Origin of the sequence: Bowmanella denitrificans (assembly GCF_039522935.1) — a bacterium.
GTDB classification, from domain to species: Bacteria; Pseudomonadota; Gammaproteobacteria; order Enterobacterales; family Alteromonadaceae; genus Bowmanella; species Bowmanella denitrificans.
The window spans coordinates 80,945-107,768 of the sequence record NZ_BAAAEI010000002.1 but is presented as its reverse complement, the minus strand read 5'-3'; the positions used below and the strand labels follow the sequence as shown (position 1 = coordinate 107,768).

The window sequence follows — 26,824 nt, the reverse complement described above, 5'->3', positions numbered from 1 at the left end:
TTATCAGGAGTGGTGTTCGTCTAACAGGGCTTTCAACGCAGATGGTGGTTGGTAGCCTGGGATAAGCGTGCCATCTTCCAGAATTATTGCTGGCGTACCATTTATGCCAATTTGCTGGCCAAAGTCATATTGTTCGCTGACTTTGGTGTTGCAACTTTTACTGGCGATGTCCTTACCTGCTTTGGCGTCGGTCATGGCTTTTTTCGGGTTATCCGCACACCAGACAGACAACAGGTCCTGATAACCTTCACTGTTTACACCTCCGCGGGGAAAGGCCAGGTAACGTACGGTAATTCCCATATCGTTATACTGATCTATCTGCGAATGTAATTTGCGACAATAACCACAAGTGGTGTCGGTAAATACCGTGACCTTGTACTTTTCATCCTTGGCTTTGAATTCCACCATGGAATCATCGAACTTCTTAATGCCCTCGGCCCGCACCGAGCCCAGCGCCATTTCGGTTTCATTCAGCAGTTGATTATCCAAGTTAAACACTCTGCCATGCACCAGGTATTTACCGTCTTCACTGATGTAGAACAGGCCTCGACTGGTCAGCGCCTGCAACAAACCAGGCACAGGGGCGGGTTCAATATTACTGACCGACAGCCCCAGCGTTTCCACCAGCTTGGCTTTGATTTGACTGTAGTCTTCCTTGGCTTGCGCGCCCAGAGAAATCATTCCCAACAAGGCAGCAAAGATCGTTAACTTGGCTTTTTGCATCGTATTTCCAATTGTTCCGAATACTGACATAGTAGACCTGTCCGTTGGCCTGAAAGTTACAAAGATAATCATTGTACCCCCTTGTCAGAGGGTGTCAAAGCCACAAACGCCGGACACCGCATCCAGTCAGACCATCTGCAGTCATACGGGATTGAGCATATAGCTATGTACTTTGCCTTGTTGAACAAACCCCAGCTTTGTATATAACCCTAACCCGGCACTGGATGCCTGCAATGTCATATAATCAACTGGCCAGGTCTTGGCCAGTGCCAGTATCTGCAGCAGCATCTGTTTGGCTAAGCCTTGCCCCTGAAAAGCAGGTGCCACACCAAACTGATGCAGCCCAACCACCCTGCCGGTTGTCAGCAACAATGCTGTACCCTGGGGCTGTCCGTTATTTACCGCCATCAGTATTCTCACCGCAGATTCCGCCATCAATCTGCGCATCACTTCAATATCGATGTCGTAGCCGAAGGCTTGCTGACATATCTGCCACCACTGTTGTAAGCTAGTTTGGTCCTGTACATGCACCAGCTCCACCTTATCTGTGCCTATGGACTGCTCATAATCCTGTAGATCAAGGTACATTTGCACCAACTCGCCGGTTTTAACCAGTCCAGGTAAAGTTTCAGGGCACTCTTGATGCAACCCGGTCCACACAGGCACCACAGTGCAGGGTGCTAGCTCATCTATTAGTAAGTGAAGCATAGCTTCACCCAAACCATTATGCAGTTTGTCAGGCCAGAGCTTATTCGGCCAACTGACAGATGTATGCCAGAGTTCACCTTGCAGGTTAAGGGTGTCAGCCCCCATAAATCGCCACAGGGCCACTTGGTTATCGATATTCGCCTGCCATAACAGGGAGGATTTATTCATGCATTTCTCCAGTTAATCAGCAGTATCCCGGTGATAAGGGCAGCAATGCCCAAAAACTTGATGCCATCCAGCGACTTTACCGGCAGTCCAAACCACCCGTAATGACTGGCCAGCATCGCCACCAGCAGTTGCCCGGTCAGTGCAAATGACATCATCGGCCCTACGCCCATTTTAGGGATCAGGTAATAAAACAAGCCCACGCCTAATGCACTTAACACACCACCAAACCATAAGTGCACAGGTACTGCCAACCAGGTATCCAGTTTAGGCAAATGGGCGCTGCTGCTAAGCAGTACCAACAGGGTTACCAACATACTGCCGGTAAAGGCAATGGCGGTGGCCAGCAAAGAATTACGTAACAACACACCAAGTTGCGCGTTCATGCTGGCCTGAGTGGCAATGGCAGCCCCCGCTAAAAGCGCCAGAATGCCTAGCAGTTTCATTGCCAGTCCACCAGATCAGACAGTGGCACCCTGACTTTAGCCTTGCTGGCGGCCAGATCATCAGGATGGCGATAACCTAAGGTACAGATAAAGGAGGTAGTCAATTGAAAACGGGCCAGATCCAATTCCTGGTCAAAACCTTGCCGGTCAATACCTGTCATGGGGCAGCTATCAATACGTAACATCGCCGCACTAGTCAGCAAGGTCCCGAGGGCAATGTAGGCTTGTTCATGGGCCCACTGCCGCTGTGCCTGTTCATTCATTCCCCCCAGCACAGACTTCATATGGTTGGCGTAGCCGACATATTGGTCAATCGCTTCGTCTCTGATGCTGCTGACCCGCTGGAAATGCTCATCCACTAAGCCAATCGCCGGTTTGGTAGTCACTGCAAAGACCAGCAGGTGCGAGCAATCCTTGACCTTATTCTGACCAAATGAATGCTTCAGCAACTTTTCTCTGAGCCCGTCATTCTGCACCACCAGAATACGATAAGGTTGCAGGCCATAGGACGAAGCGCTCATGCTGGTGGCCTCCAGCAACTGCAGAACCTGCATGTCGTCCAGTTTTTGTTCAGAAAACGTGCGTACTGCGTAGCGCCAGTTTAATGCTTCGATGAGAGACATTATGTTTTTCCTCTGTTTGAATCAGTAGGAAAAGCATAAGGGTCTGCCACAGCTGACTCATTTACATAGGTTGATAATGCCGGCTTTTTTTATACGACTAAGCTGGGTGGGCGTAATGCCCAGATGCGAGGCGATATGATATTGAGGTAACCGATGGGCAAGATAGCCAAATTCATCCATAAAACGAGTATATCGGCTGGCGGCATCCTCCTGCACCAACGCCACTTCGCGCACATCCTTGGCGCGTAACCAGTTGGTTTCCAGGTAGTGCACCTGATAAAGGGCCAGATCGTGGAAACGCTGCAGTAAGCTGCGATAGGCGGCAAAATCAATTTCCAGCAGGCAGGTGTCCTCTAATGCCTGCAGGCCAAAATCAGACTGTCGTTTCTCTAAAAGCGCCGCCATACTGCCAGGGAAACTGCCCTCGGCAAAAAACATTTTGTTGTATTCGCGGCCCTGCCCGTCCGTCACGTAGATACGCAGCAGCCCTCGGTGCACAAAAGCAAAGCGGTCAGGTTGTTGGCCGGGTTTCAGCCAGTAGGTGCCCTTGGGTAACATTTGAGTCCGGCAAATCTCGCGCATTGCCTGCCAGGTCTGGTCAGACAACGGCGCATAACTTTGCATCTTCTGGCGCAGTTCGGCCAGTGCAACCTGAGTGCTGCTGGTCATTTCTATCCAGCCAACAGCGGGGCGTCGAAATCACTGGGTTCATCGCTATAGATGCAGACGTTCCAATCCGCGGCTAAACCATTTTCGGCCATGCAGTAAGTCGCAAAGAAGTCTGCAATTTCCTTACGCTGGCAGTGCGCTTCAAAACTGGCCATATCGGCCCAGATTTCGTTAAAGGCAATAGGGAAGCTTTTGCCCTCGGCAAAGGGACTGCTGAGATGCCGGGTCACCACGTATTGCAGACAACCGTCTTCACGCAGGGTGTTGGGTTCAAGGGATTGCAACACCTTGAATAATTCCGCTTCCTTGCCCGGTTTGGGTTGGAATTGAGCAATACAGTAGACTTTCTTAGACATAATGTTTCCTTAAATACAAATGTGGCGAGCGACAGACAACCGCGTTCCAGCAGAGAATCAGGGCTGCAACAATTGATAATGCCAACTTTGTTGTTGTTTGATATACAGCTCGCGAAGATGCACGCGTGATTCCCGAAAGGTCAAAAACTCAATGCGCTGAGGCACCACAGTATAGCCGCCCCAATTGACCGGACGGGCGATTTCCTGCTCTGCAAACTTCTCACTGAAGCAAGTCACCTGTTCCCACAGCAGTTGCTCGTCTGCCACTGGCTGACTTTGTTGCAATGCCAGCGTGCTGATTTTCGCGTCACGATGGCGACTGTGCCAATATTGGTCAGCCATTTTATCCTGAATGGCTTGCGCCTGACCAACAATACGCACCTGATACCCCATATGATCCCACCATATGGTCATGGCGACATTAGGGTTGTCTGATATGGCCAGACCTTTGGGGGAATCCAGGTTTGTACAAAATACAAAACCGCTATAATCTGCCGCTTTAAGGTCAACAAAACGCCCATCAGGTATTCCCTGTGCATCCACGGTAGATACACATACTGCGCTTTTTTGCTGTAGCGGAGAGTCGTGCAGGGCAGCATGCCACCAACGCTGAAATTTAATGATGGGGTCAATCATCAGGCCGTTTCCCGGGTGTCGCGTTGGTAAATGTCGGGGCGATAAATTTCCATAAAGGTCTGTGGCTTGTGTAACGCGGTAAAACCATATTTCTGATATAACCCGTGGGCATCTGATGTAGCCAGGGTAAAACGCCGCACACCTTGCAATGCAGGATGCTCAGACACGGCTTCCATCAAACGGTGGGAAATCCCCATACCACGATACTCCGGCCAGACCATCACATCCACCAAATTGGCAAACGTCGCCTGGTCGGTAATGACGCGACAAAACCCCACTTGTAAACCGTCCAGATAAGCGCCGATACAGATTGAGTGCTGTATGGATTTCTGCACCACGGACAGCGAAATACCCATTGCCCAGGTACTCTGATGAGTCAGAAAATCATAGATTCTGTGCTGATCCAGCAACGCCTTGTCATCACTTACCACTAACTTATCCATATACACTCCAATGGCTTGAAACGTCCCCAAGTGCATCTTACCCGGCATCCGGCAGAACACCAATTCCCTTATGTAACAGCCTGTTATCACTATAAAAATTGAATATAAAGAAGAGTTAAAGTGGAACTTCTCTTTGCAACTGAATGTCGCAGCTGTATTCACCGCAAGCCAGGGACGGCCAGTGTCACGCATCCAAACCCTATTATCCAGGGTGCTGCTTGCACCCGCTTTTATCTTTGTCTCAGCCTCTGGGATGATGTTCGTCGATCAGGCTTTGCAAACGCTCGGTGGCTACATGAGTATAAATCTGGGTGGTGGATAAATCGGAATGCCCTAATAACATTTGCACCACGCGCAGATCTGCACCGTGATTAAGTAAATGGGTGGCAAAGGCATGGCGCAGGGTGTGAGGAGATAAGTTCTGCAGCGCAATGCCGGCCTGGGGCGCATAGTATTTAATCCGGTGCCAGAAAGTCTGACGCGTCATCTGCTGACCGCGGCTGGAAGGAAACAGTACATCGGTTTGCTGTTTCAGCAGCAATGCACGCCCCTGTTTCAGGTAAGTTTGTAACCACTCCAGTGCCACCTCCCCCATCGGCACTAATCTGTCTTTATTGCCTTTACCTGTCACCCGGATAACACCCTGCACCGTGCTTATCTGTCCAAGTTTCAGCCCGACCAGTTCACTAACCCTCAGCCCGGTGGCATACAAGAGTTCCAACATGGCCTTGTCTCTGAGCTGCACCTCATCATCAATATTCGGCGCTTCAAGTAAGCGCTCGACCTGGCGTTCCGATAAGGTTTTCGGCAGTGGTTTACCCAACTTGGGATTCTGCAGAATGGCGGTTGGGTCATCCTGGCGCTGTTTTTCCCGCAACAGATAGGCGAAGTAAGCCCTCAGGCTGGATAAGAAACGGGCGTTGCTACGCTCCGACAACTGTTGGTCATAGCGCCAGGCAAGATAAGCCTGAATATGCTCACTTTGAACCAGGACCAGCTCTACCGATTGCGTTGCAAGGAACTGACAGAACTTGACCAAATCAGTGCGATAGGCAGACAAGGTATTGTCGCTCAGGCCTTTTTCTAACCACAATGCATCAATAAAACCGTCAATCTGCGCCTGATCTCCGGCAGATATTTCCGCTGCTTGCTTTTTTATCGCCAATATCTGTATCCCACGACTTATTTGCCGCGCTATTTTAGCCCATATCTTGCTATAAAATCTGGCTGAATTGAGTCTGGCTGCTTATCTTTTGCATATGTGTTTTCAGCCGCTTTATTTGCCCTGGAGACAAGGCTAACTCACCGTGCTACTGGAGGTGCTAAATGGCAGGCGAACAACGAGAACTAACGTTAAGATTTCTGGCCGAACCGGCCGATGTCAACTTTGGTGGCAAAGTACATGGCGGGGCCGTGATGAAGTGGATAGACCTGGCAGCTTACGCTTGTGCGGCTGGCTGGAGTGGTAAGTATTGTATCACCGCTTATGCAGGTGGCATTCGTTTTGTGCGGCCGATTCAGGTGGGCAGCCTGGTGGAAGTCAGAGCGCGGATAATCTATACAGGCCGCACGTCCATGCATCTGGCGCTGGATGTTATGGCGGGGGATCCCAAGCTGAGTGAGCGCCTGCTTACTACCCACTGCATTGTGATTATGGTGGCGGTTGATGAGCAAGGTAAGCCCACCGCCGTCCCGGAATGGTTGCCACAAACCGAAGAAGACAAGTATTTACGCGAGTCTGCGCTGCGTCTGGTGCAGATGCGTGAAAAAATCGGTGCAGAAATGGAAGCCCATATTAAGCAATTGGGCTTGTAGTGCCATGCAGACAAAGGCTTTCTCTGGCACAATAGCGGCCCGGTTTTACAGAAACTCCAGGCAATGACAGACAGCAGTATAAAGATTGGACTTTTTTATGGCTCCACCACCTGTTATACCGAGATGGCAGGTGAAAAAATCCGTGCCGCATTGGGTGAGGAATGGGTGGACTTGCACAATATCAAAGATGTTCCGCTGACAGAAACTCAGCACTATGACATTCTGATTTTTGGTATTTCCACCTGGGACTTTGGTGAGCTGCAGGAAGACTGGGAGTCGCATTGGCAGGATATCCGCCAACTGGACTTAAATGGTAAAACCGTTGCCTTGTATGGACTTGGCGACCAACTGGGTTACGCCGACTGGTTCCAGGATGCTCTGGGTATGTTGCATGACGAGCTCCTGCTGCTGGGTTGTCAGGTGATTGGCTACTGGCCCAATCAGGGCTATGAATTCAGTGCATCTAAAGCGCTAACAGAAGATGGCAGTTATTTTGTCGGCTTGTCGCTGGACGATGAAAACCAATTTGAGCAAACCGATGCCCGCATTCATCAGTGGGTCAACCAGCTGTTGGATGAACTGCAACAAGTGAATGAATAAGCAATGAAGCAAGCCCCCATTCTGATAACCGGCGCTGCCCAGCGTATTGGTCTGTATTGCGCCAAGGCCCTGCATCAACAAGGGCATCAGGTAGTCATCAGTTACCGCCGCTATCGCCCCCTGATAGACGAACTGCAAAATAGTGGCATAGACTGTATCCAGGCCGATTTTGCCACTGCACAAGGGGTACAGACGTTTATTGAGCAGGTGCTAGGGCGCTACAGCGAACTGCGGGCCATTATCCATAATGCCTCAGACTGGCATGCCGATAATGACAGCGATCCTGACGGAGTGTTTGATGCCATGATGGCCATCCATGCCAAAGCTCCGTTTCTAATCAACCAAGCCCTGTCGCCCCGGCTCTGCGCTGAAAAAGCCGATATTATTCATATGACCGATTTTGTCGCCCAAACCGGCAGTGCCAAACATATGGCTTATGCTGCATCAAAGGCGGCACTGGAGAATCTGACCCTGTCCTTTGCCCGCAAACTGGCGCCAGGCATAAAGGTCAATGCCATTGCCCCGGCGCTGATTTGCTTCAACGAATGGGACGATATCGCATATCGGCAAAAAACCCTGCAAAAGTCGCTGCTGGGTATTGAGCCGGGCGAACAGGAAGTGCTTAAAACTATCGACTGGCTGTTGTCATCCGACTATGTGACAGGCCGTGTCATACCGCTGGATGGTGGCCGTCACCTGAACCTGCCCTGATTAATGACAGAGTCCAGACTGCATCGCCCGTATTTTCGTAACGGGGCGGATCACAGGGAAGGTCAGGATGTTGGATTTGCTGATATTGTGCGGACTTTTGGCTTTCGCACTGTCAGCATTGGTAAATGGGTCAGCAAACAAGAACAGCAACTGGCAGCCAATTTATTTTTCGATGCGCTTTGCGATTTGATGACTATTCTGGCGGTACCGGAACAGGTGATCTCCTTAAACGGTACTTTGTCGCTGGCTTTTGGCAGCGGCGGCAACAAACACAGCAGTGCACATTACGAATCCACCAGCCGCACCCTGGCACTGGCTAAAAATGCCGGGGGCGGTGCACTGGCTCATGAATGGTTTCATGCCTTTGATCATTATATCTGTCGCAAACTTTTTGCCGATGCCAGCCCCCATGACTTTGCCTCGGATTGCTGGCTGAAAGGCCGCAAACTCACCCCTCATCCACTAAATCAGCGCCTCTGCCAATATTTCCAGATATGCTTCCTGCAGAATGGCCAGGGCAGTGAGTACCTTAAGCGCGCCGTGGCCATCGACAAGAAGTTAAATATTTTCTATTACGCGCAGCCACAAGAGCTGGCGGCCAGAGCGTTTGAAGCCATGATTCAGGATCACAGCCTGAAGAATGCTTTTCTGGTACAGGGCACAAAACAAAGTCGTGAAGCAGAAATAGGGCTGTATCCAATGCAACCTTTACGTCAACAGCTTGCACAACAACTAGCAGAGTACTTCCACCTGCTGGGTCTGGCATTGGACTCAAAACCATAAGCTAACCTGAGACTCAGAACAGCCTGACTCAGACTTACCCTATGTAGGTTGGACTTAAGTCCAACAATCGCCCTTTGCGACTAAAAGGGGCGGATCAACCTTGCAACCCGCATCTCGCATCTCGCATCTCGCATCTCGCATCTCGCACCCCAGATTACATTTTTTGACAGAAATCCCACGCAACACTTGTTATTTTTTTGTAAAAATCTCAGATATTCAGTAATGTCCTACTGGTTGCCCAGTGGTAGCACTGACAAGCAAGGAGCAAAGATGGACATTGTTACACAGCCACAGATTATGTTGTTGGGGATTAGTGTTAAAGCCCCCTGGGACGCATTGTGGCAGCAGATGCCACAAGCCTGGCAACAGTTGTTTGGCCGACTGTGGGAAATTGATCAGGATCCAGACCCCATTCTGGTCGATGCATCACTGCAATGTCAGAAGGGACTGTATCAGCAATTGGTCAGTTGCCAGGTCACGGCATCGGCAACTATACCGACTGGCATGGCCGCAGTCTGCATTCCCCCCGCCAGTTATATACATTACACCCATAGCGGTCCTGCAACCGCTATCGCCGATTCTTTTGCCGCTATGTTGAATTGGGCCAGAGCTCAGCATATGCCAGTGTCAGACCTGAAACTGGATTTCGGTTATAGCCAAGGCGCTGATGAACCCGCTCACGAGCTATATATTGCTTTACAACCAACTCCGCAGTGGCGATGGGTTTAATATCAGATCACCTGACAATACGGCAAATTACTTGAAAAAAGTCTGCTAAGGCAGGATATTCAGGGTATTGCTACCCTTAGGAGTTCCCATGAACAGCACGCCCTGCGAAGCCCTGCGACTGGACAATCAACTCTGTTTTGCCTTGTACTCTACCTCCCTGGCAATGGGAAAACTCTATAAACCATTGCTCAACCGTCTGGGACTGACCTATCCACAATACTTGATGATGCTGGTGCTATGGGAGGAAGACGGCCTGACATCCACCGATATGGGTAAACGCCTGCAGCAAGATCTGGGCGCACTGAGCCCGGTCATCAAACGCCTGGAGAATCAGGGCCTGCTGGAAAGGCGTCGCAGTGCTGAAGATGAACGCCGGGTGCAGTTGTTTTTAACCGGCCAAGGCAAGGCCATGCGTGACCAGGCTCAGCAGTTACCGGGTGAAGTGCTCTGCGCCAGTGGCTTGCAGCTTGAACAACTGGCCAGTCTGAAACAACAACTGGATAGCCTGCGCGCCAATCTCAGCCAAGCTTCAAGTGGATAAAATATTTATATTTCAACCGGATAAACCTGAATCTAATTTATTGATTAGTTTCATCGTCTTTTAATATTATCGCGATAATAATTATTGCGATAATCTATTTCTCGTAGACCAACAACCCCTGTTCAGTTATACGAGGAAATCATTATGCAAGTACTATACAAAGCCAGCGTTACTTCAACCGGTGGCCGTGATGGCCAGGCCAAATCCAGCGATGGCATTCTGGATCTGAAACTCACGACCCCAAAAGAATTAGGTGGTGCCGGTGGTCATGCCACTAATCCGGAACAACTATTCGCAGCAGGTTACTCTGCCTGTTTTATTGGCGCCTTAAAGTTTGTTGCCGCTGGTAAAAAACAGGCACTACCAGCCAATCTGAATATTCGCGCCGAAGTAGGCATCGGCCAGATTGAAGGCGGATTCGGTTTGGATATTGACTTGTTTATCCAGTTGCCAGGGTTGGAACAAGCAGTGGCCGAGGCGTTAGTGGCAGCGGCGCATAAGGTTTGCCCTTATTCCAATGCCACTCGCGGTAACATTGATGTACGCCTGCATGTGGCAGTCTAATCCTGACAGACAGGGTCAGTATTGACCCTGTCCCCCACGCAGGGCACTTTCAGGCATAAAGCCCCTGGTACAACACAAACTTGGGCAGGTGTTACGCCAAAGAACTCACCGTCCCCCTCGATGGGTAATCCTGCAGTGTGTATTTCAAAGACACTGTCCTGCCAGTAGTCCACGGCTGCAGCACAAATATGAGAGCCACTGAATATTCGACTCAGGTAGTAAAGTTTCGTGGGTAAAGAAGTGTGACCTACCCAGCAGCAATCCAGCATATTGTCGTCTAAATGCGCCTGCGGGGCGATTTGCATACCGCCGCCAAAATAACGTCCATTGGCAAAGGCAGCGATAAATGCGGGTTCTCTTTTAATCTTGCTGCTGGTCAGATGAAGCTCCTGCTCGGGGTAAGTAAAAAGCTTAATCAGCGCAGCTTGCAAATAGCGCCAGCGACGAAATCGTCTTGGTTGGTCATTATAGAGACTGGCTACCACCGCACCATCAAATCCCACTCCAAGCACATTAGCAAAATAACGTTCATTGCACAGGCCAAGATCGACTTTTTTGCAGTATTCCCCCACCACCACAGCCACAGGGTCGTCCTGCCCAGCATACAAATTTCGGGCAAAATCATTCCCACTGCCAAAGGGTATTAAGCCCAGTGGTACATCACTGTGCGCCAGAACATTCACCACCAGATTCAGGGTGCCGTCGCCGCCCAATACCACCCAGTCAGTATATTGCTCACGGCATTGTTGCAGATGGCGTAGGTTAGCTTGCTCATTGGCTGTGGTTTGCCAAATATCATAGGTATCGCCAAGTTGCTGCAAGGCGCTGAGCAAAGTCCGTAAATAGCGATTGGCATTATCATTGGCCAGCGGGTTAAGAATAATCAGAAAATGGCGCAAACTGGGTGGCATGTAGGTCTTAGCAAAAACAACATCGGCCACCAGTTTGCGCCATTAAGATAATCAGTCAAGACTTGGGTCAGAGCTTGTTGATTGACACGCCACCATCCACCAACATGGCACTGCCAGTGACAAAACTCGCCATGTCTGACGCCAGATATAATGCTGCCTGGGCGATTTCTTCGGGTCTGGCCATACGTTTAAGCGCATGCAATCCGGCGACAAAATCTAACGCCTCGGGCGTATCCGCAAACTCCCGACCAGCGGGGGTATCAGTGCCGCCAGGTAATAGTGCATTCACCCTGATATTGTGATTTCCCTGTTCACAGGCAAGTACCTGAGTAAGCCCAATCAGGCCCGCCTTACTGGCTGCATAGGCTGCCATTCCTGGCATGCCAGCAGTGTAGCCAACAAAAGTGGAAGTAAAAATCAAAGATCCACCACGCCGTTTACGTAACGCGGGAATTTGACAACGAGCGGCCAGAAAGGCACTGGTAAGGTTTACCGCAATCACCCGCTGCCAGTTTTCCAATGACATGACCTCCGTTGGCTGCATCTCTCCCAGCATTGCCGCATTGTTAAAGGCCCCATCCAATCCACCGAATTTTTCTTCAGCCAGTGCCACCAAAGCTTCGGCGACCTCATTCTCACTGATATCACCGGCCAGGTATTGCGCATTGCCTCCCGCCTGACGAATTTCGTCTATCAATTCTTGTAACAGAGACTCCCGCCTGGCACCAAGCACCAAATTGGCACCCTGATGAGCAAACAACAGGGCAGCAGCCCGGCCGATACCGGAGCTGGCACCGGTAATGATAAACGTCTTGTTTTTCAATAATTGCATGACTAACGCCTTAGTAGATAAACATGGGAATCAGGCACAGATAATAGGTTGGCCACAAAACGGCTTCGATCCGCTTCTTGCGCATTGCCATGAAATTAAAAATGCAAAAAGGTGCGTGCAATTGCATAATATTGCACAAAAATGCACAATGTGATGCATGTGTTGCTGCTGAGGCTCTCAATGCCATCTCATCTTGACCTGAATAATCCTGATACCCGCCAGGCCCTGCTAACGGAAAAACTAGGACAGGGACCATTGGTGGCAAAAGCCCTGGCTGAGGAGCTTGGCGTCTCACCGGACACCATACGCCGGGATTTAATCGCCCTGGAATCCATAGGCTTACTAAGAAGAGTAAAGGGCGGCGCGTTACCGGTAAATCTTCCAGCGGTGCCAATGCACCAACGCATTACTCAACCTGAAAGCTGGTTACAAAGGCTCCCCGAAGTGATAGATGATCTGGTCCATAAAGGAGATACCCTGTTTCTGGACGGCGGTGTGTCGGTACTGCATTTTGCCAAAGCACTACCACGGGATTTTTGCGGATTGGCTATTACCCCATCTCCTTATGTGGCCATTGAGCTACAGAGCAAAGCTATCGACACTATGCTGATTGGCGGAAAACTGCATGGGCTGGGAGGGATAGCATGTGGTGCCGATACAGTAGCGCAATTACAGGCCTGCGCTGCTGATCTGTGTATATTGGGCACCTGCGGGCTGGATCCGCAATTTGGGCTGTCAGCCGATGATCTTGCCGAAGCCAGTGTCAAACGACAAATGGCGCTCAATGCCAGCAAAGTGATAGCTCTGGCGGGCGTCGAAAAACTGCACAGCCGGGCCAGGCACAAAGTACTAAGCTGCGAAGAGTTAGATGTGTTGCTAACCGACGCAACCCAGGAACAGTGCCAGACATTCTTAACCAAAGGCGTGGAGGTTGTTTATGTCTGAGCGGTACAGCCCCAAGCTCGCGGTGTCCGTTGTATTTTTATTTAATGGCGCATTATTTGGGGCCTGGGCATCCAGGATCCCTTCCCTTAAACAAGGTTTACATCTGTCCGCAAGCGAACTGGGCATGTTGTTGTTGCTATTGGCTTTGGGGGCTATTTTGGCCTTTCCTCTGGCTGGTTATCTGTCTGACCGCCTAGGCGCAGCAAGACTCAGTAAAGTGCTGGCCCTTATGGTTTGCCCGGCATTGGTAATGGTGGGCATGGCCAGCAATGTTCTTTACCTGGCAGCTGCACTCTTTCTGTTTGGCGCCTTACATGGTGCGTTGGACATCGCCATGAATAGCTGGGCCAGTGAGGTAGAGAAATCACTGGGTCGTTCAACAATGTCATTCTTCCATGCCATGTTCAGTGTTGGGGCCGGTATAGGGGCTGGCTTGGGCTCACTTTCAGCCTGGCTGGTATTGCCCTACCGGGAGTTTTTTATTGTTATCGTTCTGATACTCCTGCCACTGCTGAGATTGTGTTGGATCCCATGGCAATTCCACAAAACAGATCCTCAAGCCAGTAAAGGTGGTTTTCAGCTCCCCAGAGGTAGTCTCCTGGTAATTGCTTTGGTCGCCTTGTGTTGTGCCATAGGAGAAGGCGCTATGGCGGATTGGAGTGCGGTTTTTTTGACTGATGTACTGAATAGCGATCATGGCCAGGCTGCCATGGGCTATGCATTGTTTTCTGTCGCTATGGTTGCAACCCGGCTGATGGGAGACGGGTTGGTAAATAAAATTGGGGCAAGCCATACGGTCAGATTTTGTGGTGGTGCCGCGCTGCTCGGTAGTTTACTGCTGTTGACATCCCAGACTCTTTATCAGGCTTATGCCGGACTGCTATTGCTGGGGGTTGGCTATTCTATTGTTATGCCATTGGTATACGCCAATGCAGCGAACAATACACAAATGAAAGCCGGCGCCGGACTTGCCAGTGTCGCCACCTTTGGCTATGGCGGTATGTTACTCGGTCCACCATTGATTGGCTTTATCGCTGAGTGGATTGGATTACGTCAGACCTTTGCACTGTTTGTTTTACTTGCCCTGGCGGTTGTGGCTGGTGCCTGGGCATTCAATCAGGAAAAAACGCTGGCATGTGCCAACCAAACCAATGGTTAACACTGGCCAGACGTTTTTTGCTTTGCCAAAGTCAACTTTTTGTTTACCAGCGACGTTGGGCAGGATCGCGATTGTCTTTTTCAAACTCGGTCTGCGTTTCTATATGCTGAGGTTCACAATGGGTTTTAATTGACGATTCCACTTTGGCATCTTCATCCAGGCGAATACTGGCTTCATATTGTTGCTCAAGATTGCCATTGCAAGGATTCACTTCCATCCCCATTTGCTGCATTTTTTCCCGTTCTGTCTGACTCACGCAGGCACTGAGTAAAATCAGACCAGTCAGGACAAACAATACTCTCATTTTAACAACTCCAGACTCAATAGCCGTCCATCATCGGCTATTTGTCGTATTACTTCAACGATTGACAGAAAACTGTTACAACATAACATTTCATAGCTACATAATCCCCCCTCAAATTAACGCCCCCCTAACAATAAAGATAACGGAGAAGCGCATGCGTTATTCCATGCTCGCGGTTGCCATCAGCACCAGTCTATTCCTGACCGCCTGTTCAGAGCCATCGACAAACCTTACGCAAAGCACATCACAAACCGCCGCTGCGCAGCAAATCAATCCACTGCTGAGTGCCAGCCCCCTGCAATATCAGGCGCCTGACTTCAGCCAGATTAAAGATGCGCACTTTTTGCCCGCCTTTGAACAAGGAATGGCAGAGCACCTTCAGGATATTCAGGCGATTATTGATAACCCACAGCCCGCCAGTTTCGACAATACCATTGTGGCAATGGAAAAAGCCGGCCCCCTGTTAACCCGCGTCTCACGTATTTTCTTTAATCTGGTTGGCACCGACAGCAATGAAGCACGACGTGCTCTGCAAAGTGAGCTGGCCCCCAGATTGGCCGCCCACTCGGACAATATCAACTTAAATGCGGCTCTGTTTGCCCGGGTGGAAAGTGTTTATCAGCAGCGGGACGCATTGAAATTGGATGCAGAATCTGCGCGCTTGCTGGAAGTTTATTACCAACGCTTTATTAAAGCTGGCGCCAAGCTGACCGAACAACAGAAACTTGCCATACGTGCCCTGAATGAAGAGCATTCCAAGCTGACCACCCAATTTAGCCAGAACCTGCTGAAACTCAGTAAGGCTATTGCGGTAGTGGTGGAAGACAAACAAGACCTGGACGGATTGTCAGACAGTCAACTCAAAGCCGCGGCGACAGCGGCCGAAGCAGCAGGTCACAGTGGTAAATATCTGCTGAGTATCACCAATACCACGCGCCAGCCCATTCTGGCATCACTAAACAACCGGGCATTGCGTCAGCAGGTGTGGGAAGCATCAGCATATCGCGGCACCGACGGCGAACTGGACAATCGCCCGCTGGTAGCCAGACTCACCCAGATCCGCGCTCAAAAGGCAGCCTTGCTGGGCTACAACAACTGGGCCGAATATCAGCTTGAAAACACCATGGCTGAAACGCCAGCCAATGTCTTTAACATGCTCAATTCCATGGTGCCAGCGGTAGTGGCCAATACCCAGGCAGAGCAAGCGGATATCCAGGCCATGATCCAACGTGAGGGCGGCAATTTCGAGGTGCAGCCCTGGGACTGGGCCTATTACGCTGAAAAAGTTCGCCAGGAAAAATACGACTTAGATGAAAACGAGGTACGTCAGTATTTTGAATTCAACCGGGTTTTGCATGACGGCTTGTTCTACACCATGAACCGTCTGTATGGCATCCGCTTTGAGCCCAGACCTGACTTACCGGTTTACCATCCAGATGTTCAGGCCTTTGAGGTATTCGATCATGGCGGTAAGAGCCTGGCGATTTTCTATGCGGATTATTTTGCCCGAGAAGGTAAACGTGGCGGTGCCTGGATGAGCTCCTTTGTCGGTCAATCCAACCTGCTTGGACAGACGCCGGTTGTGGTCAACGTGATGAATATTCCCAAAGGACCTGAAGGTGAACCTACCTTGGTGAGTTTTGACCATGTCACCACCATGTTCCATGAACTTGGGCACGGTATTCACGGTATGTTCTCCAAAGTGAAGTATCCGTCACTGGCCGGTACGGCGGTATCCCGCGACTTTGTGGAATTCCCATCTACCTTTGAAGAAGACTGGGCCGCCCTGCCTGAAGTACTGGCCAACTATGCCCGTCATTACCAAACCGACCAGCCGATTCCTGCCGAGTTACTGGAGAAAGTAATGAAGGCCAAGAATTTTAACATGGGCTTTGACACCCTCGAATATATGGCTTCGGCCTTGCTGGATATGGAATGGCATTCGCTGGCAGCCGATGCACCACTTCAGGATGTGCAAGCGTTTGAGGCCAAGGCACTGGCAAAACATGGAGTAAACCTGCCTGCAGTGCCACCGCGTTATAAATCCACCTATTTCTCACATTCCATCGGAGGCGGTTATTCTGCTGGTTACTATGCCTATATGTGGAGTGAAATTCTGGCGGCCGATGCCTTCGCTTATCTGCGTGAACGCGGCGGCTTAACCCGCGAAAATGGCGAGTTGTATCGTAAACATATACTGAAAGTGGGCAATTCCCGCCCGCCAATGGAGTCTTATATCCAATTCCGCGGTCAGGAACCCACGACAGATGCACTGCTGATTCGTCGTGGCTTAAAAGCGCAGATTGACTGAGTCGATCTCTGCAGTTGTCGGCGAGTGCTCCGTGCTACGCCGACAAGCGACCACCATGGAAGGTGGAAGTGCAAATTACGCAGGAGCAGTTATTTGCACTTCCATCCCTGGATATCGCCGACGAATGCTCCTGCAACGTCGGCATACGACCACCACGGACGGTGGAAGTGCAGAAAACGCAGGAGCAGTTTTCAGCCCATCCATCCCTGGATATAAAAGCGTCTTTGGCGGTTTTATACTTTTAAATCGTTCTGTCTTAAGTCGCTTAGAAGAAGCTGTAAACCAGTGTCACCGATGTCTGGGTGTCCAGTTCTTCCACATCGTCCGCCACATCGGTGTTGTGGTTCAGTATCAGTGCAACCTTCATGGCCAGCGAGCCATTGATTTGTGCCGATAAAGAGGTTTCTGACTTGGACTTGGTGTTGTCACTACCCACTTCCGTACTGAACAACTGGCGGAAATTAGCGGTGTCGGAAATCTTCCACTTGTAATCCAACGCACCACGCACAATGGCACCATTGGCACTTTCACCGGTATCCCGCTCAGCAAAAGAATAACCCGGACCTATGCTGTAGCTAAACGCCGAAACATCGTTTTTCCACAGCTGATGGGCCCAACCACCAGCCACTGTGGCCTGATATTCAAAGCCACTGAAGCGGTCATCTTCATAGGAACCAAAGGCGAAGACCCGGTGGTCAGGGTTTTCTAACTTGTAGTTACCCTGTGCAGAACCAAAGATTTTCTGTGCCGTGGTTTCAGACACTTTATCTTCGTCGATGGTTTTCTCGTCTTTCTTATAGAAACCTTCGACTATGTAATCGTTGCTCCAGGATTCCAGTTCCTGATGCGCATTCAAACGCCCTTTAAAACTGGTCGCTTTGGTATTACCCGTGGTTGAAATCAGCCCCAACTCCCCATCCAGACTAAAGGGCTTTTCCGCTTCTTCAGGTACGCTGACATCCGCAGCAAATAAATTATCCAATGCATCGGCCTGGGCGGCAGATGCGACAAACATAGCGGCAAATACAGTTAAAGCGGATTTTTTCATCATCAGGCGGGTCCTCATAAGCTCTCAAGCGGCAATTGTAACTAAATCACGGATTTTGTCTCAGCTTTTTTCGTATGTTTTTTAATCGAATGGTAAATTATTCCCGTATTTACCAGATACATACGAATTCAGGGTGCGCAACAAATGCCTCACCAAACACCATATGCTCTCATTAGCGCAATAAAAAGGGCGCTTCTGCGCCCTTATCATGTTACTGCGACTCAGGCTTTCGATGCCTGATAAATGCTTTCGATAGCCTTGTCCAAGGCAGAATCGAATTCTTCCTGAGACTGCTTAGCCGACAAGCCCTCGGTCAGGGCGCGGGAAAAGCTGGCGATCATGCCCTGATTATGACTCAGCTTAAGATTCGCATCATCCCGGCTGTAGCCGCCAGACAGCGCCACAACACGAATTACATTGGGATGTTCAATGCACTCGCGGTAGAAGTTGTCTTCGTTTGGCAGGGTCAGTTTCAGCATGACTTTCTGCTCGGCTTCCAGTTTATCCAGCTCGGCCAGCAACGCCTGCTTTAACAAGGCTTCGGCTTCGGCTTTATCCGGGCAGTGAATATCCACTTCGGGTTCAATAATGGGTGTCAGGCCAGCCGCCAGAATTTGCTTACCCACTTCAAACTGCTGTGCCACCACAGCGCTGATACCCGCCGCATTGGCCTGCTTAATGACCGAACGCATTTTGGTGCCAAACACGCCCTGGGCCACGGCTTTACTCAGCAACGCATCCAAACCTGGCATTGGCTTCATCAATTGCACGCCGTCAGTCTCATCCAGCAAGCCTTTGTCCACTTTCAGGAAGGGCACAACTTGCTTTTCTTGCCAAAGGTAACGCGAAGAGGGTTTACCTTCGATTTCGCGGTCCAGAGTGTTTTCAAACAGGATGGCACCTAATACCCGGTTACCGGCAAACGCACGGCTGGTAACAATACGGGTACGCATCTGGTGAACCATGTCAAACATCTGCTCATCCCCTGACCAGTCTGATTCGCTCAAACCGTAAAGTTTCAGGGCTTTCGGGGTACTGCCGCCACTTTGATCCAGTGCAGCGATAAAACCGTCCTGGTTAAGTACTTTGTTCAGCATTTCTGTCTTGGCTTCGGCTGCCATCGGCAACACTCCTTTTTGGTTTCGGCCCAAAGGCCTGGGTACTATTGATGTTCTATCTCAGTGAGGGCTGAAGCCCTTCTTATCATCTTTATTCGAATAAATTCGAACCTACAAAGCGCGTTTTTCCAGCATGGCCACGGCTGGTAATACCTTGCCTTCCAGGAATTCCAGGAAAGCACCACCGCCGGTAGAGATATAGGATATCTTATCTGCGATGGCATACTTATCTACCGCCGCCAGGGTGTCGCCACCACCGGCAATAGAAAATGCCCGACTTTCAGCAATGGCCAGCGACAAGGCCTTGGTACCACCGCCAAATTGATCGAACTCGAATACGCCCACCGGACCATTCCAGACAATAGTGCCAGCCTGCTTAATCAGCTTAGCCAGAATCTCGGCGGTCTGTGGGCCAATATCAAAGATCATATCCGACTCACTCACCTCATCCACCTGCTTATGGGTAGCCAGAGCGGATTCGGAAAATTCCTGGCCGACAATCACATCTACCGGCACCGGAATATCGCCACCACTGGCCTGTGCTTTAGCCAACAGTCGCTGTGCCTCAGGGATCAGATCAGCTTCATACAGAGATTTACCTACAGGCTTGCCGGTAGCAGCAATAAAGGTATTAGCAATACCACCGCCGACAATCAACTGGTCTACCTTATCTGATAAGGTCTCCAGTACAGTCAGTTTGGTGGATACCTTAGAGCCACCAACAATGGCCAACAGCGGCCGGGCTGGGTTGTCCAATGCTTTGCCCAATGCTTCCAGTTCATCGGCCAGCAACGGACCGGCACAGGCCACAGGCGCATATAAACCAACGCCATGGGTTGAAGCCTGCGCGCGGTGGGCAGTGCCGAATGCATCCATGACATAGATATCACACAGGGCCGCATATTGACGGGACAATTGTTCATCGTCTTTGCCTTCGCCCTTATTGAAACGCACGTTTTCCAGCACCACCAGTTCACCCGCCTCAACTTGCAGACCGTCAAGGTAGTTTTTGGCCAGGCGTACCGGGCAGTCCAACGCGGATGCCAGGTACTCCACCACCGGTGCCAGGGAATATTCCTCTTCTACCAGGCCCTCTGTGGGACGACCAAGATGCGACATCACCATCACCCTGGCTCCGGCTTTCAGCGCCAGTTCTAATGTTGGCAGGGACGCTCTGATACGGGCATCTGAGGTCACCTTGCCGTCTTTCACCGGTACATTCAGATCCTGGCGAATCAACACGCGCTGACCAGCCAGATCCAGATCTGACATTTTCAAAACCTTCATGGCATTTCTCCACATTTTGCAATATTGCACGGCGGACTGCCTGTCCACCGCAGGATTCTTTGTACCTAGCGACAGCCCCTGGCCATCGCTAATGCGGTATCTAACATACGATTAGCAAAGCCCCACTCGTTATCACACCACACCAGGGTTTTGACCAGACGTTTATGACTCACTCTGGTCTGAGTGCCATCCACTATGGCCGAGTGCGGATCATGGTTAAAATCCACCGACACCAGAGGTTCCTCGGTATAGCCCAGAATGCCTGCCAATCGCCCTTCACGCGCCTGCATCAGGGCCTGGTTGACTAACTGGATATTCACATCGGTATCCAGAGTGACACTGAGATCCATGGCCGTAACATTGATAGTGGGCACCCGCACGGCAATGGCTTCAAACCGCCCGGCGAATTTGGGCAAAATACGCTCAATACCGCGCGCCAGTTTGGTATCCACCGGAATAATCGACTGGCTGGCGGCTCTGGTGCGGCGCAGGTCGGCATGATAGGCATCGATAACCTGCTGATCGTGCATAGAGGCATGAATAGTAGTAATAGTCCCGCTGTCCACTCCAAAGGCCAGATCCAACGCCTGGATCACCGGCACGATACAGTTGGTGGTACAGGAACCATTAGACACAATGCGATGCTCAGGGCTGAGCAAGTGGTCATTGATGCCGTAAATCACTGTGGCGTCTACATCGGTATCGCCGCTGCAGGGCTGCGAAAACAGTACCTTGCCAGCGCCTTGATCAAGATGAGCCTGACCGGACGCGCGCTCACCAAATACACCGGTGCATTCCAGCACCAGATCAACGTCAAGTTCAGACCAGGGCAGCTCGCTAATGTCGGCCTTATTCAATAGTTGAATACTATCACCAGCCACACACAGCTTATCGCCCTCAAGAGAGACCGCGAAGGGAAAACGACCATGGGAGGTATCGTACTTGAGCAGATGCGCAATACCTTCAGGTTTGGCCAGCTCATTAATAGCCACAATCCGCACTTGGTCGTTGCGACCGGTTTCATATAAGGCCCGCAGTACATTGCGGCCTATGCGTCCGAAACCATTGATAGCAATACGTAACATTCAGGACGACTCAGTGTTGTTCACGCCGGCATAACACCGGCGAGACAGAGAAAACAAAGGGCTCGAGCGCAGAATGAGCACATTCGGCGCTATCAAAGCGCCCGTATTGTACGTTTTTGTTTATTCGCCAAGCAAGGACAAGGCGGTTGCCACCACATTTTCCGTTGTAAAGCCGAAGTATTTCAGCAGCGCACCACCCGGAGCCGACTCACCAAAGCTGGACATGCCCACCACTTTGCCGTTCAGGCCCACATATTTGTACCAGTAATCCACATGCGCGGCTTCTACGGCCACCCGGCGGGTGACGGCGGCAGGCAAAACGGCTTCTTTATAGGCCGCGTCCTGGCGCTCAAATACCGAGGTGCTGGGCAAAGACACCACGCGAACCTTATGACCCTGCTCGCTTAACTGCGCCGCAGCTTGCACGGTGATATCCACTTCGGAACCTGTGGCAATCAACAGCAAATCTGGCTGACCATCACAGTCTTTAAGGATATAACCACCACGGGCAACATTGGCAAGCTGTTCATCGCTACGCGCCTGAGCGTTAAGGTTCTGGCGGCTGAAGACCAGTGAGCTTGGCCCGTCACGGCGTTCCAGGGCTGCTTTCCAGGCCACCGCAGTTTCGGCGGCATCACAAGGACGCCAGGTATCCATATTCGGAGTCAGGCGCAGGTTAGCCACTTGCTCCACCGGCTGATGGGTGGGGCCGTCTTCGCCCTGACCAATACTGTCATGGGTATACACGAAGATATTCGGCACTTTCATCAATGCCGACATACGCACGGCATTACGGGCATATTCCATAAACATCAGGAAGGTGGCGCCGTAGGGTCTGAAACCGCCGTGCAGACCAATGCCGTTCATAATGGCACTCATACCAAACTCGCGCACACCGTAGTAGATGTAGTTGCCGCTGGCATCATCCGCAGTCAGGCCTTTGGAGCCGGACCATAGTGTCAGATTGGAACCGGCCAGATCGGCAGAGCCGCCAATCACTTCTGGTAACAATGCGGCAAAGGCTTCAATGGCGTTTTGCGAAGCCTTGCGGCTGGCAATATTCTCGGCCTTGTCCTGGCACTGGCGAATAAAGGCATTGGCCTTATCGCTGAAATCGGCAGGTAGTTCGCCAGCCAGACGGCGATTCAGTTCAGCCGCCAGCTCCGGATAGGCACTGGCATAAGCGTCAAACTTGGCGTTCCAGTCCTGCTCCAATCTGGCCCCTTTATCTTTGGCATCCCAACCGGCGTAAACCTCGGCCGGAATATCAAAAGGTGCATGGGGCCAATTAAGAAATTCACGGGCCGCGGCAATTTCATCGTCGCCCAAAGGCGCACCATGGCAATCATGGCTGCCGGATTTATTCGGCGAACCAAAACCAATAATGGTTTTAGTACAAATCAGTGTCGGTTTGTTGGTTTCTGCCCTGGCCGCTTCGATAGCGGCTTTTACCTGTTCAGGGTCATGCCCGTCGACGCTTTCAATCACATGCCAGCCATAGGCGCGGAAGCGCTCTGGTGTATTGTCGGTAAACCAGCCTTCCACGTGCCCGTCAATGGAAATACCGTTGTCGTCCCAAAATGCGATCAATTTGCCAAGACCCAGGGTGCCAGCCAGTGAACAGGTTTCGTGTGACACCCCTTCCATCAGGCAGCCATCGCCCAAGAAGCAGTAAGTAAAATGGTCAATAATGTCATGGCCATCACGGTTAAACTGTGCCGCCAGAGCTTTCTCGGCAATGGCCATACCCACAGCATTACTGATGCCCTGACCCAGCGGTCCAGTAGTGGTTTCTACCCCTGGCGCGTAGCCGTATTCGGGGTGGCCTGGGGTCTTGGAATGCAACTGGCGAAAGTTTTTCAGCTCTTCCATTGGCAGGGCATAGCCGGTCAGATGCAACAGCGAATAAATCAGCATCGAACCATGGCCGTTAGATAGCACAAAGCGGTCACGGTTGGTCCAATCGGGATTGGCCGGGTTGTGATTTAAAAAATCACACCACAGGACCTGGGCAATATCCGCCATGCCCATGGGGGCACCTGGGTGGCCAGACTTGGCTTTTTGCACCGCATCCATGGATAAGGCACGAATGGCATTGGCTAATTCGCGACGAGCGACTTGTGACGATTGGGGCATACTGACTCCTGCTGACAGGCCCTCTAGGCGGCCTGGACTGTTCTTGGCAAAAACGGGCACCTATTCTTACCCAGCCCCGGCTCAACTGCAACGTCCTTGGCAGATTCCGCAATGCCAAAGGTGAATAAGTTATTGCCCCAGTGTTATTACTAAGAAATGTCATGGCTGATATTCGAAAAGGTCGTAGCACGCCATGAATACATCCAACGTCTGCTCACCAGAGGCGGTGAGTACCCTGCAGTAATGGCACAATTTTCCCAGCTGGCTCCCCCTGCGAACGAGGCCGTTGTATTTATTCCGGGAGTGCGGCTTGTGGCAAGCAAAACTGACACAGACATTTAGACGTCTAGAAGTAAAGACTGGTTTTTTTTAATCGCTTGGGTAAAATGCGCGGTAATGTGGCCGTTAACCTATCGGTCAGTAATGAATTTGTGAATGAGGAAGAATTATGGCCAAGCATCTGTTTACCTCAGAGTCTGTATCCGAAGGTCATCCGGATAAAATTGCCGATCAGATTTCTGATGCGGTTCTTGATGCCATTCTGACCCAGGACCCGAAGGCCCGAGTTGCCTGTGAAACCTATGTTAAGACAGGTATGGTACTGGTCGGTGGCGAAATCACTACGTCAGCCTGGGTGGATATTGAAGAGCTGACCCGCAAAACGGTGCGGGAAATCGGCTATGTGCATTCAGATATGGGGTTTGATGCCGACTCCTGCGCCATTCTTAACGCCATCGGCAAGCAAAGCCCGGATATCAATCAGGGTGTAGACAGAACCCGCCCTGAAGAACAGGGTGCCGGCGATCAGGGCCTGATGTTTGGCTATGCCACCAATGAAACCGACGTATTAATGCCAGCGCCTATCACCTATTCGCATTTACTGGTAAAGCGTCAGGCCGAAGTGCGCAAAAACGGCACGCTGAACTGGCTGCGCCCCGATGCCAAGAGTCAGGTGACCTTTGTGTATGCCGATGGTAAGCCAGTGGGTATCGATGCGGTGGTGCTATCCACCCAACATTGCGATTCCATCAGCACCAAAGACCTGCAGGAAGCGGTGATGGAAGAAATCATCAAACCCGTGCTGCCTGGTGAGTGGCTGACCAGTCAGACTAAATTCTTTATTAACCCCACAGGTCGCTTTGTGATTGGTGGCCCAATGGGGGATTGCGGTCTGACCGGCCGTAAGATTATTGTTGATACATACGGCGGTATGGCCCGTCATGGCGGTGGCGCTTTCTCCGGTAAGGACCCATCCAAAGTGGATCGTTCTGCCGCCTACGCTGGCCGTTATGTGGCCAAGAACATTGTCGCGGCAGGTTTAGCGGATAAATGTGAAATTCAGGTTTCTTACGCCATAGGTGTGGCAGAACCCACCTCTATCAGTATTGATACCTTCGGCACTGGCAAGGTGGATGAAGATACCCTGATTGCACTGGTGCGAGAGCATTTTGATCTGCGCCCTTACGGCCTGATTAAAATGCTGGATCTGGAACGACCTATCTATCAGGCCACCGCCGCTTACGGGCACTTTGGTCGCGAAGAGTTTCCCTGGGAAGCCACCGACAAGGCCGAGGCCCTGCGCAGCGCGCTATAAAACTCAGAACGCGCTCAAATCAAACGCCGGGATTCCCCGGCGTTTTATTATCCGCTTGAATGACCATTAATGCTTACTCAACAGATAACCACCAAAACCCAGCATCGTTGCGCCGCTCAGCTTAGTTAAAAGCGGTATCGCAAATTTTTGCGAAAGCCGCTCGGCCAAGCGTGCTGCCAGTAATGCATAAGCCACTTTGACGCCGCCAACCGCACCTATGGTAATCCATACCAGGCTGGCTATGTCCATCAGGGTTAAACGGTCCAGGTCGACAAAAACCGGAAACAAACTGGCATAAAAGAATATGGCCTTAACATCGGCCAGGGTCAGCAATAACCCGCTGACAAAGCTGCTCCCTCCCCTTTGGCTTTTACCCTGCCACTGTCCGGGGCCCGAGCGTAGCAATTGCCAGCCCAGCCACAGCAAGTAGCCGCCCGCTAACCAGCGAACGACCTGAAACACGTCACCAAGCCAGTGTGACAGTGACGACATCCCCACAATGGCCAACCAGGCAAAAAGCAGGTCGCCACAAAGGATCCCCAAGGCTACCCATATACCCTGCCTGGGCCCCTGGCTGATACTGCGGGTGATGACTAAGGCCACACTGGCACTGGGTAGCGCAGCGAGGCCCGCCATAGATAAAAACAACATCAGCATTTGCAGCCAGGTCATCAGGCTTCCTTAGAATTCCCATGGGATTCTGGTAATTGTTGTGCGGCTGGGCAAAAATAGCCTCAGGCATTCCATCATCAAGAGAATACGGATGAAACTCAAGCATATTACTCTGGCCATCTGTGCCACCGCACTTCTGGCTTCCTGCGCTAAGTCGCCCACCGGCCGCAACCAATTGAAACTGTATTCGTCCAGTCAATTATCGGAAATGGGCGCACAGGCCTTTGACGGGATGAAAAGCGAGCAGAAAGTCTCGGCTAAACCAGTGGAAAATCGTTTTGTGAAATGTGTGGCGGAGAACATTGTTCATCAGGTGCCTGATGGCGTATTTAATGGCCAGTGGGAAGTGGTGGTGTTTGAGGATGACCAAGTCAACGCTTTTGCCCTGCCCGGTGGCAAGATTGGTGTTTACACCGGCCTGCTAAAAGTCGCACAGAATCAGCACCAGCTTGCCGCCGTGCTGGGTCATGAAGTCGGTCATGTGATTGCCGAACACGGCAACGAGCGCATGTCCAACAGTGCCTTAATCGGCATGGGCATGGAGGCCACCAATCAGATCTTACAATCGCAGCAGGTTGCGCAAAGCAATATGATTATGGCCGGATTAGGGCTGGCCACCCAGGTCGGGATTCAATTGCCTTTCAGCCGCACGCATGAGTCAGAAGCCGACTTGATTGGGCTGCAATTAATGGCCAGGGCCGGTTTTGATCCTGCAGAGTCCGTTAAGCTATGGGAAAATATGGAAAAAGCTAATGGTGGCCAGCGTCAACCGGAGTTTTTGTCCACTCACCCGGCGCCGCAAACCCGTATCCAGCTACTAAGCAAAAACCTGCCTGCTGCCAGTAAGGATTATCAGGCCAGCCCTAATCGCCCCGATTGTGGCAAAGCCTGACAAAGGTCGGTGTGAGCA

General features: G+C 51.1%; 31 protein-coding genes. 13 read left to right on the top strand and 18 right to left on the bottom strand.

Going from position 1 to position 26,824, the window contains the following annotated elements; genetic code table 11:
- Positions 1 to 3: 3 nt before the first annotated feature.
- From dsbC to xerD, 9 genes are all read right to left on the bottom strand, one after another.
- The gene (gene dsbC, locus ABD028_RS01705) at positions 4 to 723 is read right to left on the bottom strand and encodes a bifunctional protein-disulfide isomerase/oxidoreductase DsbC (protein WP_343840995.1); all 720 of its coding nucleotides are present in this window, start codon (positions 721 to 723) and stop codon (positions 4 to 6) included.
- A gap of 141 nt (positions 724 to 864) precedes the next feature.
- A complete protein-coding gene (locus tag ABD028_RS01700) occupies positions 865 to 1,599 on the bottom strand; it encodes a GNAT family N-acetyltransferase (protein ID WP_343840992.1) in 735 nt (244 codons plus the stop codon).
- Complete coding sequence (locus ABD028_RS01695; RefSeq protein ID WP_102798032.1) at positions 1,596 to 2,042, bottom strand: DMT family transporter; 447 nt, start codon at positions 2,040 to 2,042, stop codon at positions 1,596 to 1,598. The genes ABD028_RS01700 and ABD028_RS01695 overlap by 4 nt, the downstream gene beginning before the upstream one ends.
- On the bottom strand, positions 2,039 to 2,665 hold the full coding sequence (locus tag ABD028_RS01690) for an NAD(P)H-dependent oxidoreductase (protein ID WP_343840990.1): 627 nt from the start codon (positions 2,663 to 2,665) through the stop codon (positions 2,039 to 2,041). The genes ABD028_RS01695 and ABD028_RS01690 overlap by 4 nt, the downstream gene beginning before the upstream one ends.
- A 57-nt stretch (positions 2,666 to 2,722) precedes the next feature.
- Entirely contained in the window at positions 2,723 to 3,334 is a 612-nt protein-coding gene (locus ABD028_RS01685; RefSeq protein WP_102798030.1) for a Crp/Fnr family transcriptional regulator, read from the bottom strand.
- A 2-nt stretch (positions 3,335 to 3,336) separates the two neighbouring features.
- A complete protein-coding gene (locus tag ABD028_RS01680; protein WP_343840986.1) occupies positions 3,337 to 3,690 on the bottom strand; it encodes a putative quinol monooxygenase in 354 nt (117 codons plus the stop codon).
- Positions 3,691 to 3,747: 57 nt separating this feature from the next.
- Positions 3,748 to 4,326 carry a pyridoxamine 5'-phosphate oxidase gene (pdxH, locus tag ABD028_RS01675; RefSeq protein WP_343840983.1) on the bottom strand — a complete coding sequence of 193 codons (579 nt, stop codon included), beginning with the start codon at positions 4,324 to 4,326 and terminating at the stop codon, positions 3,748 to 3,750.
- A complete protein-coding gene (locus tag ABD028_RS01670) occupies positions 4,326 to 4,769 on the bottom strand; it encodes a GNAT family N-acetyltransferase (protein WP_343840980.1) in 444 nt (147 codons plus the stop codon). Before ABD028_RS01670 ends, pdxH begins: the two co-directional genes overlap by 1 nt.
- Positions 4,770 to 5,010: 241 nt before the next feature.
- Positions 5,011 to 5,937 (bottom strand): site-specific tyrosine recombinase XerD, encoded by a 927-nt coding sequence (gene xerD, locus ABD028_RS01665; protein WP_425542045.1) that lies wholly within the window; start codon positions 5,935 to 5,937, stop codon positions 5,011 to 5,013.
- A 158-nt stretch (positions 5,938 to 6,095) separates the two neighbouring features.
- Between xerD and ABD028_RS01660 the strand changes: the two genes are divergently transcribed.
- The 7 genes from ABD028_RS01660 (at position 6,096) to ABD028_RS01630 (ending at position 10,512) form a co-directional block, all read left to right on the top strand.
- Positions 6,096 to 6,584 (top strand): acyl-CoA thioesterase, encoded by a 489-nt coding sequence (locus ABD028_RS01660; protein ID WP_102798024.1) that lies wholly within the window; start codon positions 6,096 to 6,098, stop codon positions 6,582 to 6,584.
- 63 nt (positions 6,585 to 6,647) lie between these two features.
- Entirely contained in the window at positions 6,648 to 7,184 is a 537-nt protein-coding gene (fldB, locus tag ABD028_RS01655) for a flavodoxin FldB (RefSeq protein WP_102798023.1), read from the top strand.
- A gap of 3 nt (positions 7,185 to 7,187) precedes the next feature.
- The gene (folM, locus tag ABD028_RS01650) at positions 7,188 to 7,895 is read left to right on the top strand and encodes a dihydromonapterin reductase (protein WP_343840971.1); all 708 of its coding nucleotides are present in this window, start codon (positions 7,188 to 7,190) and stop codon (positions 7,893 to 7,895) included.
- 3 nt (positions 7,896 to 7,898) lie between these two features.
- Positions 7,899 to 8,678: a CLCA_X family protein gene (locus ABD028_RS01645; protein ID WP_343840969.1), complete on the top strand. Its 780-nt coding sequence runs from the start codon at positions 7,899 to 7,901 to the stop codon at positions 8,676 to 8,678.
- Between the two features lie 270 nt (positions 8,679 to 8,948).
- Positions 8,949 to 9,407, top strand: coding sequence for a GyrI-like domain-containing protein (locus ABD028_RS01640; RefSeq protein ID WP_343840966.1), 459 nt, complete (start codon positions 8,949 to 8,951; stop codon positions 9,405 to 9,407).
- Between the two features lie 88 nt (positions 9,408 to 9,495).
- On the top strand, positions 9,496 to 9,948 hold the full coding sequence (locus tag ABD028_RS01635; protein ID WP_343840963.1) for a MarR family winged helix-turn-helix transcriptional regulator: 453 nt from the start codon (positions 9,496 to 9,498) through the stop codon (positions 9,946 to 9,948).
- 144 nt (positions 9,949 to 10,092) lie between these two features.
- Positions 10,093 to 10,512, top strand: a complete 420-nt coding sequence (locus tag ABD028_RS01630) for an organic hydroperoxide resistance protein (RefSeq protein ID WP_343840960.1) — start codon at positions 10,093 to 10,095, stop codon at positions 10,510 to 10,512.
- Here the strand turns inward: ABD028_RS01630 and ABD028_RS01625 are convergent.
- Both ABD028_RS01625 and ABD028_RS01620 read right to left on the bottom strand, forming a co-directional pair.
- The gene (locus tag ABD028_RS01625) at positions 10,509 to 11,453 is read right to left on the bottom strand and encodes a diacylglycerol/lipid kinase family protein (protein ID WP_343840958.1); all 945 of its coding nucleotides are present in this window, start codon (positions 11,451 to 11,453) and stop codon (positions 10,509 to 10,511) included. The genes ABD028_RS01630 and ABD028_RS01625 overlap by 4 nt on opposite strands.
- A 37-nt stretch (positions 11,454 to 11,490) precedes the next feature.
- Positions 11,491 to 12,255 (bottom strand): SDR family oxidoreductase, encoded by a 765-nt coding sequence (locus ABD028_RS01620; RefSeq protein ID WP_343840955.1) that lies wholly within the window; start codon positions 12,253 to 12,255, stop codon positions 11,491 to 11,493.
- Between the two features lie 180 nt (positions 12,256 to 12,435).
- Here ABD028_RS01620 and ABD028_RS01615 point away from each other — a divergent pair, with 180 nt between their 5' ends.
- Together ABD028_RS01615 and ABD028_RS01610 are read left to right on the top strand one after the other, a co-directional pair.
- A complete protein-coding gene (locus tag ABD028_RS01615) occupies positions 12,436 to 13,200 on the top strand; it encodes a DeoR/GlpR family DNA-binding transcription regulator (protein WP_343840953.1) in 765 nt (254 codons plus the stop codon).
- Positions 13,193 to 14,359, top strand: a complete 1,167-nt coding sequence (locus ABD028_RS01610) for an MFS transporter (RefSeq protein WP_343840950.1) — start codon at positions 13,193 to 13,195, stop codon at positions 14,357 to 14,359. The genes ABD028_RS01615 and ABD028_RS01610 overlap by 8 nt, the downstream gene beginning before the upstream one ends.
- A 43-nt stretch (positions 14,360 to 14,402) precedes the next feature.
- Here the strand turns inward: ABD028_RS01610 and ABD028_RS01605 are convergent, their stop codons facing one another.
- Positions 14,403 to 14,663: a hypothetical protein gene (locus tag ABD028_RS01605; protein ID WP_343840948.1), complete on the bottom strand. Its 261-nt coding sequence runs from the start codon at positions 14,661 to 14,663 to the stop codon at positions 14,403 to 14,405.
- A 154-nt stretch (positions 14,664 to 14,817) separates the two neighbouring features.
- On the opposite strand from ABD028_RS01605, the gene ABD028_RS01600 reads away from it, so the two are divergent.
- The gene (locus ABD028_RS01600) at positions 14,818 to 16,974 is read left to right on the top strand and encodes a M3 family metallopeptidase (RefSeq protein ID WP_343840946.1); all 2,157 of its coding nucleotides are present in this window, start codon (positions 14,818 to 14,820) and stop codon (positions 16,972 to 16,974) included.
- Between the two features lie 68 nt (positions 16,975 to 17,042).
- A complete protein-coding gene (locus ABD028_RS01595; RefSeq protein WP_343840944.1) occupies positions 17,043 to 17,219 on the top strand; it encodes a hypothetical protein in 177 nt (58 codons plus the stop codon).
- Between the two features lie 20 nt (positions 17,220 to 17,239).
- Here the strand turns inward: ABD028_RS01595 and ABD028_RS01590 are convergent, their stop codons facing one another.
- From ABD028_RS01590 to tkt, 5 genes are all read right to left on the bottom strand, one after another.
- Positions 17,240 to 17,989: a DUF481 domain-containing protein gene (locus ABD028_RS01590; RefSeq protein ID WP_425427711.1), complete on the bottom strand. Its 750-nt coding sequence runs from the start codon at positions 17,987 to 17,989 to the stop codon at positions 17,240 to 17,242.
- A gap of 254 nt (positions 17,990 to 18,243) precedes the next feature.
- On the bottom strand, positions 18,244 to 19,143 hold the full coding sequence (locus tag ABD028_RS01585; RefSeq protein ID WP_102798011.1) for a fructose bisphosphate aldolase: 900 nt from the start codon (positions 19,141 to 19,143) through the stop codon (positions 18,244 to 18,246).
- Between the two features lie 108 nt (positions 19,144 to 19,251).
- Positions 19,252 to 20,427: a phosphoglycerate kinase gene (locus ABD028_RS01580; RefSeq protein WP_343840940.1), complete on the bottom strand. Its 1,176-nt coding sequence runs from the start codon at positions 20,425 to 20,427 to the stop codon at positions 19,252 to 19,254.
- A 65-nt stretch (positions 20,428 to 20,492) separates the two neighbouring features.
- Positions 20,493 to 21,512: an erythrose-4-phosphate dehydrogenase gene (epd, locus tag ABD028_RS01575; RefSeq protein WP_343840938.1), complete on the bottom strand. Its 1,020-nt coding sequence runs from the start codon at positions 21,510 to 21,512 to the stop codon at positions 20,493 to 20,495.
- A gap of 120 nt (positions 21,513 to 21,632) precedes the next feature.
- Positions 21,633 to 23,648 carry a transketolase gene (gene tkt, locus ABD028_RS01570; RefSeq protein ID WP_343840936.1) on the bottom strand — a complete coding sequence of 672 codons (2,016 nt, stop codon included), beginning with the start codon at positions 23,646 to 23,648 and terminating at the stop codon, positions 21,633 to 21,635.
- Positions 23,649 to 24,096: 448 nt separating this feature from the next.
- On the opposite strand from tkt, the gene metK reads away from it, so the two are divergent.
- Entirely contained in the window at positions 24,097 to 25,242 is a 1,146-nt protein-coding gene (metK, locus tag ABD028_RS01565) for a methionine adenosyltransferase (protein ID WP_102798007.1), read from the top strand.
- Positions 25,243 to 25,308: 66 nt separating this feature from the next.
- On the opposite strand, the gene ABD028_RS01560 is transcribed toward metK, so the two are convergent.
- Positions 25,309 to 25,914 carry a LysE family translocator gene (locus ABD028_RS01560; RefSeq protein WP_343840933.1) on the bottom strand — a complete coding sequence of 202 codons (606 nt, stop codon included), beginning with the start codon at positions 25,912 to 25,914 and terminating at the stop codon, positions 25,309 to 25,311.
- 91 nt (positions 25,915 to 26,005) lie between these two features.
- Between ABD028_RS01560 and ABD028_RS01555 the strand changes: the two genes are divergently transcribed.
- Entirely contained in the window at positions 26,006 to 26,806 is an 801-nt protein-coding gene (locus ABD028_RS01555) for a M48 family metallopeptidase (protein ID WP_102798004.1), read from the top strand.
- Positions 26,807 to 26,824: the final 18 nt, after the last annotated feature.

Bases quoted from the DNA above. Each gene is read 5' to 3' on its own strand.
- dsbC (WP_343840995.1), bottom strand. From the start codon at position 723: ATGCAAAAAGCCAAGTTAACGATCTTTGCTGCCTTGTTGGGAATGATT.
- ABD028_RS01700 (WP_343840992.1), bottom strand. From the start codon at position 1,599: ATGAATAAATCCTCCCTGTTATGGCAGGCGAATATCGATAACCAAGTG.
- ABD028_RS01695 (WP_102798032.1), bottom strand. From the start codon at position 2,042: ATGAAACTGCTAGGCATTCTGGCGCTTTTAGCGGGGGCTGCCATTGCC.
- ABD028_RS01690 (WP_343840990.1), bottom strand. From the start codon at position 2,665: ATGTCTCTCATCGAAGCATTAAACTGGCGCTACGCAGTACGCACGTTT.
- ABD028_RS01685 (WP_102798030.1), bottom strand. From the start codon at position 3,334: ATGACCAGCAGCACTCAGGTTGCACTGGCCGAACTGCGCCAGAAGATG.
- ABD028_RS01680 (WP_343840986.1), bottom strand. From the start codon at position 3,690: ATGTCTAAGAAAGTCTACTGTATTGCTCAATTCCAACCCAAACCGGGC.
- pdxH (WP_343840983.1), bottom strand. From the start codon at position 4,326: ATGATTGACCCCATCATTAAATTTCAGCGTTGGTGGCATGCTGCCCTG.
- ABD028_RS01670 (WP_343840980.1), bottom strand. From the start codon at position 4,769: ATGGATAAGTTAGTGGTAAGTGATGACAAGGCGTTGCTGGATCAGCAC.
- ABD028_RS01660 (WP_102798024.1), top strand. From the start codon at position 6,096: ATGGCAGGCGAACAACGAGAACTAACGTTAAGATTTCTGGCCGAACCG.
- fldB (WP_102798023.1), top strand. From the start codon at position 6,648: ATGACAGACAGCAGTATAAAGATTGGACTTTTTTATGGCTCCACCACC.
- folM (WP_343840971.1), top strand. From the start codon at position 7,188: ATGAAGCAAGCCCCCATTCTGATAACCGGCGCTGCCCAGCGTATTGGT.
- ABD028_RS01645 (WP_343840969.1), top strand. From the start codon at position 7,899: ATGACAGAGTCCAGACTGCATCGCCCGTATTTTCGTAACGGGGCGGAT.
- ABD028_RS01640 (WP_343840966.1), top strand. From the start codon at position 8,949: ATGGACATTGTTACACAGCCACAGATTATGTTGTTGGGGATTAGTGTT.
- ABD028_RS01635 (WP_343840963.1), top strand. From the start codon at position 9,496: ATGAACAGCACGCCCTGCGAAGCCCTGCGACTGGACAATCAACTCTGT.
- ABD028_RS01630 (WP_343840960.1), top strand. From the start codon at position 10,093: ATGCAAGTACTATACAAAGCCAGCGTTACTTCAACCGGTGGCCGTGAT.
- ABD028_RS01620 (WP_343840955.1), bottom strand. From the start codon at position 12,255: ATGCAATTATTGAAAAACAAGACGTTTATCATTACCGGTGCCAGCTCC.
- ABD028_RS01615 (WP_343840953.1), top strand. From the start codon at position 12,436: ATGCCATCTCATCTTGACCTGAATAATCCTGATACCCGCCAGGCCCTG.
- ABD028_RS01610 (WP_343840950.1), top strand. From the start codon at position 13,193: ATGTCTGAGCGGTACAGCCCCAAGCTCGCGGTGTCCGTTGTATTTTTA.
- ABD028_RS01605 (WP_343840948.1), bottom strand. From the start codon at position 14,663: ATGAGAGTATTGTTTGTCCTGACTGGTCTGATTTTACTCAGTGCCTGC.
- ABD028_RS01600 (WP_343840946.1), top strand. From the start codon at position 14,818: ATGCGTTATTCCATGCTCGCGGTTGCCATCAGCACCAGTCTATTCCTG.
- ABD028_RS01590 (WP_425427711.1), bottom strand. From the start codon at position 17,989: ATGTTTGTCGCATCTGCCGCCCAGGCCGATGCATTGGATAATTTATTT.
- ABD028_RS01585 (WP_102798011.1), bottom strand. From the start codon at position 19,143: ATGGCAGCCGAAGCCAAGACAGAAATGCTGAACAAAGTACTTAACCAG.
- ABD028_RS01580 (WP_343840940.1), bottom strand. From the start codon at position 20,427: ATGAAGGTTTTGAAAATGTCAGATCTGGATCTGGCTGGTCAGCGCGTG.
- epd (WP_343840938.1), bottom strand. From the start codon at position 21,512: ATGTTACGTATTGCTATCAATGGTTTCGGACGCATAGGCCGCAATGTA.
- tkt (WP_343840936.1), bottom strand. From the start codon at position 23,648: ATGCCCCAATCGTCACAAGTCGCTCGTCGCGAATTAGCCAATGCCATT.
- metK (WP_102798007.1), top strand. From the start codon at position 24,097: ATGGCCAAGCATCTGTTTACCTCAGAGTCTGTATCCGAAGGTCATCCG.
- ABD028_RS01560 (WP_343840933.1), bottom strand. From the start codon at position 25,914: ATGACCTGGCTGCAAATGCTGATGTTGTTTTTATCTATGGCGGGCCTC.
- ABD028_RS01555 (WP_102798004.1), top strand. From the start codon at position 26,006: ATGAAACTCAAGCATATTACTCTGGCCATCTGTGCCACCGCACTTCTG.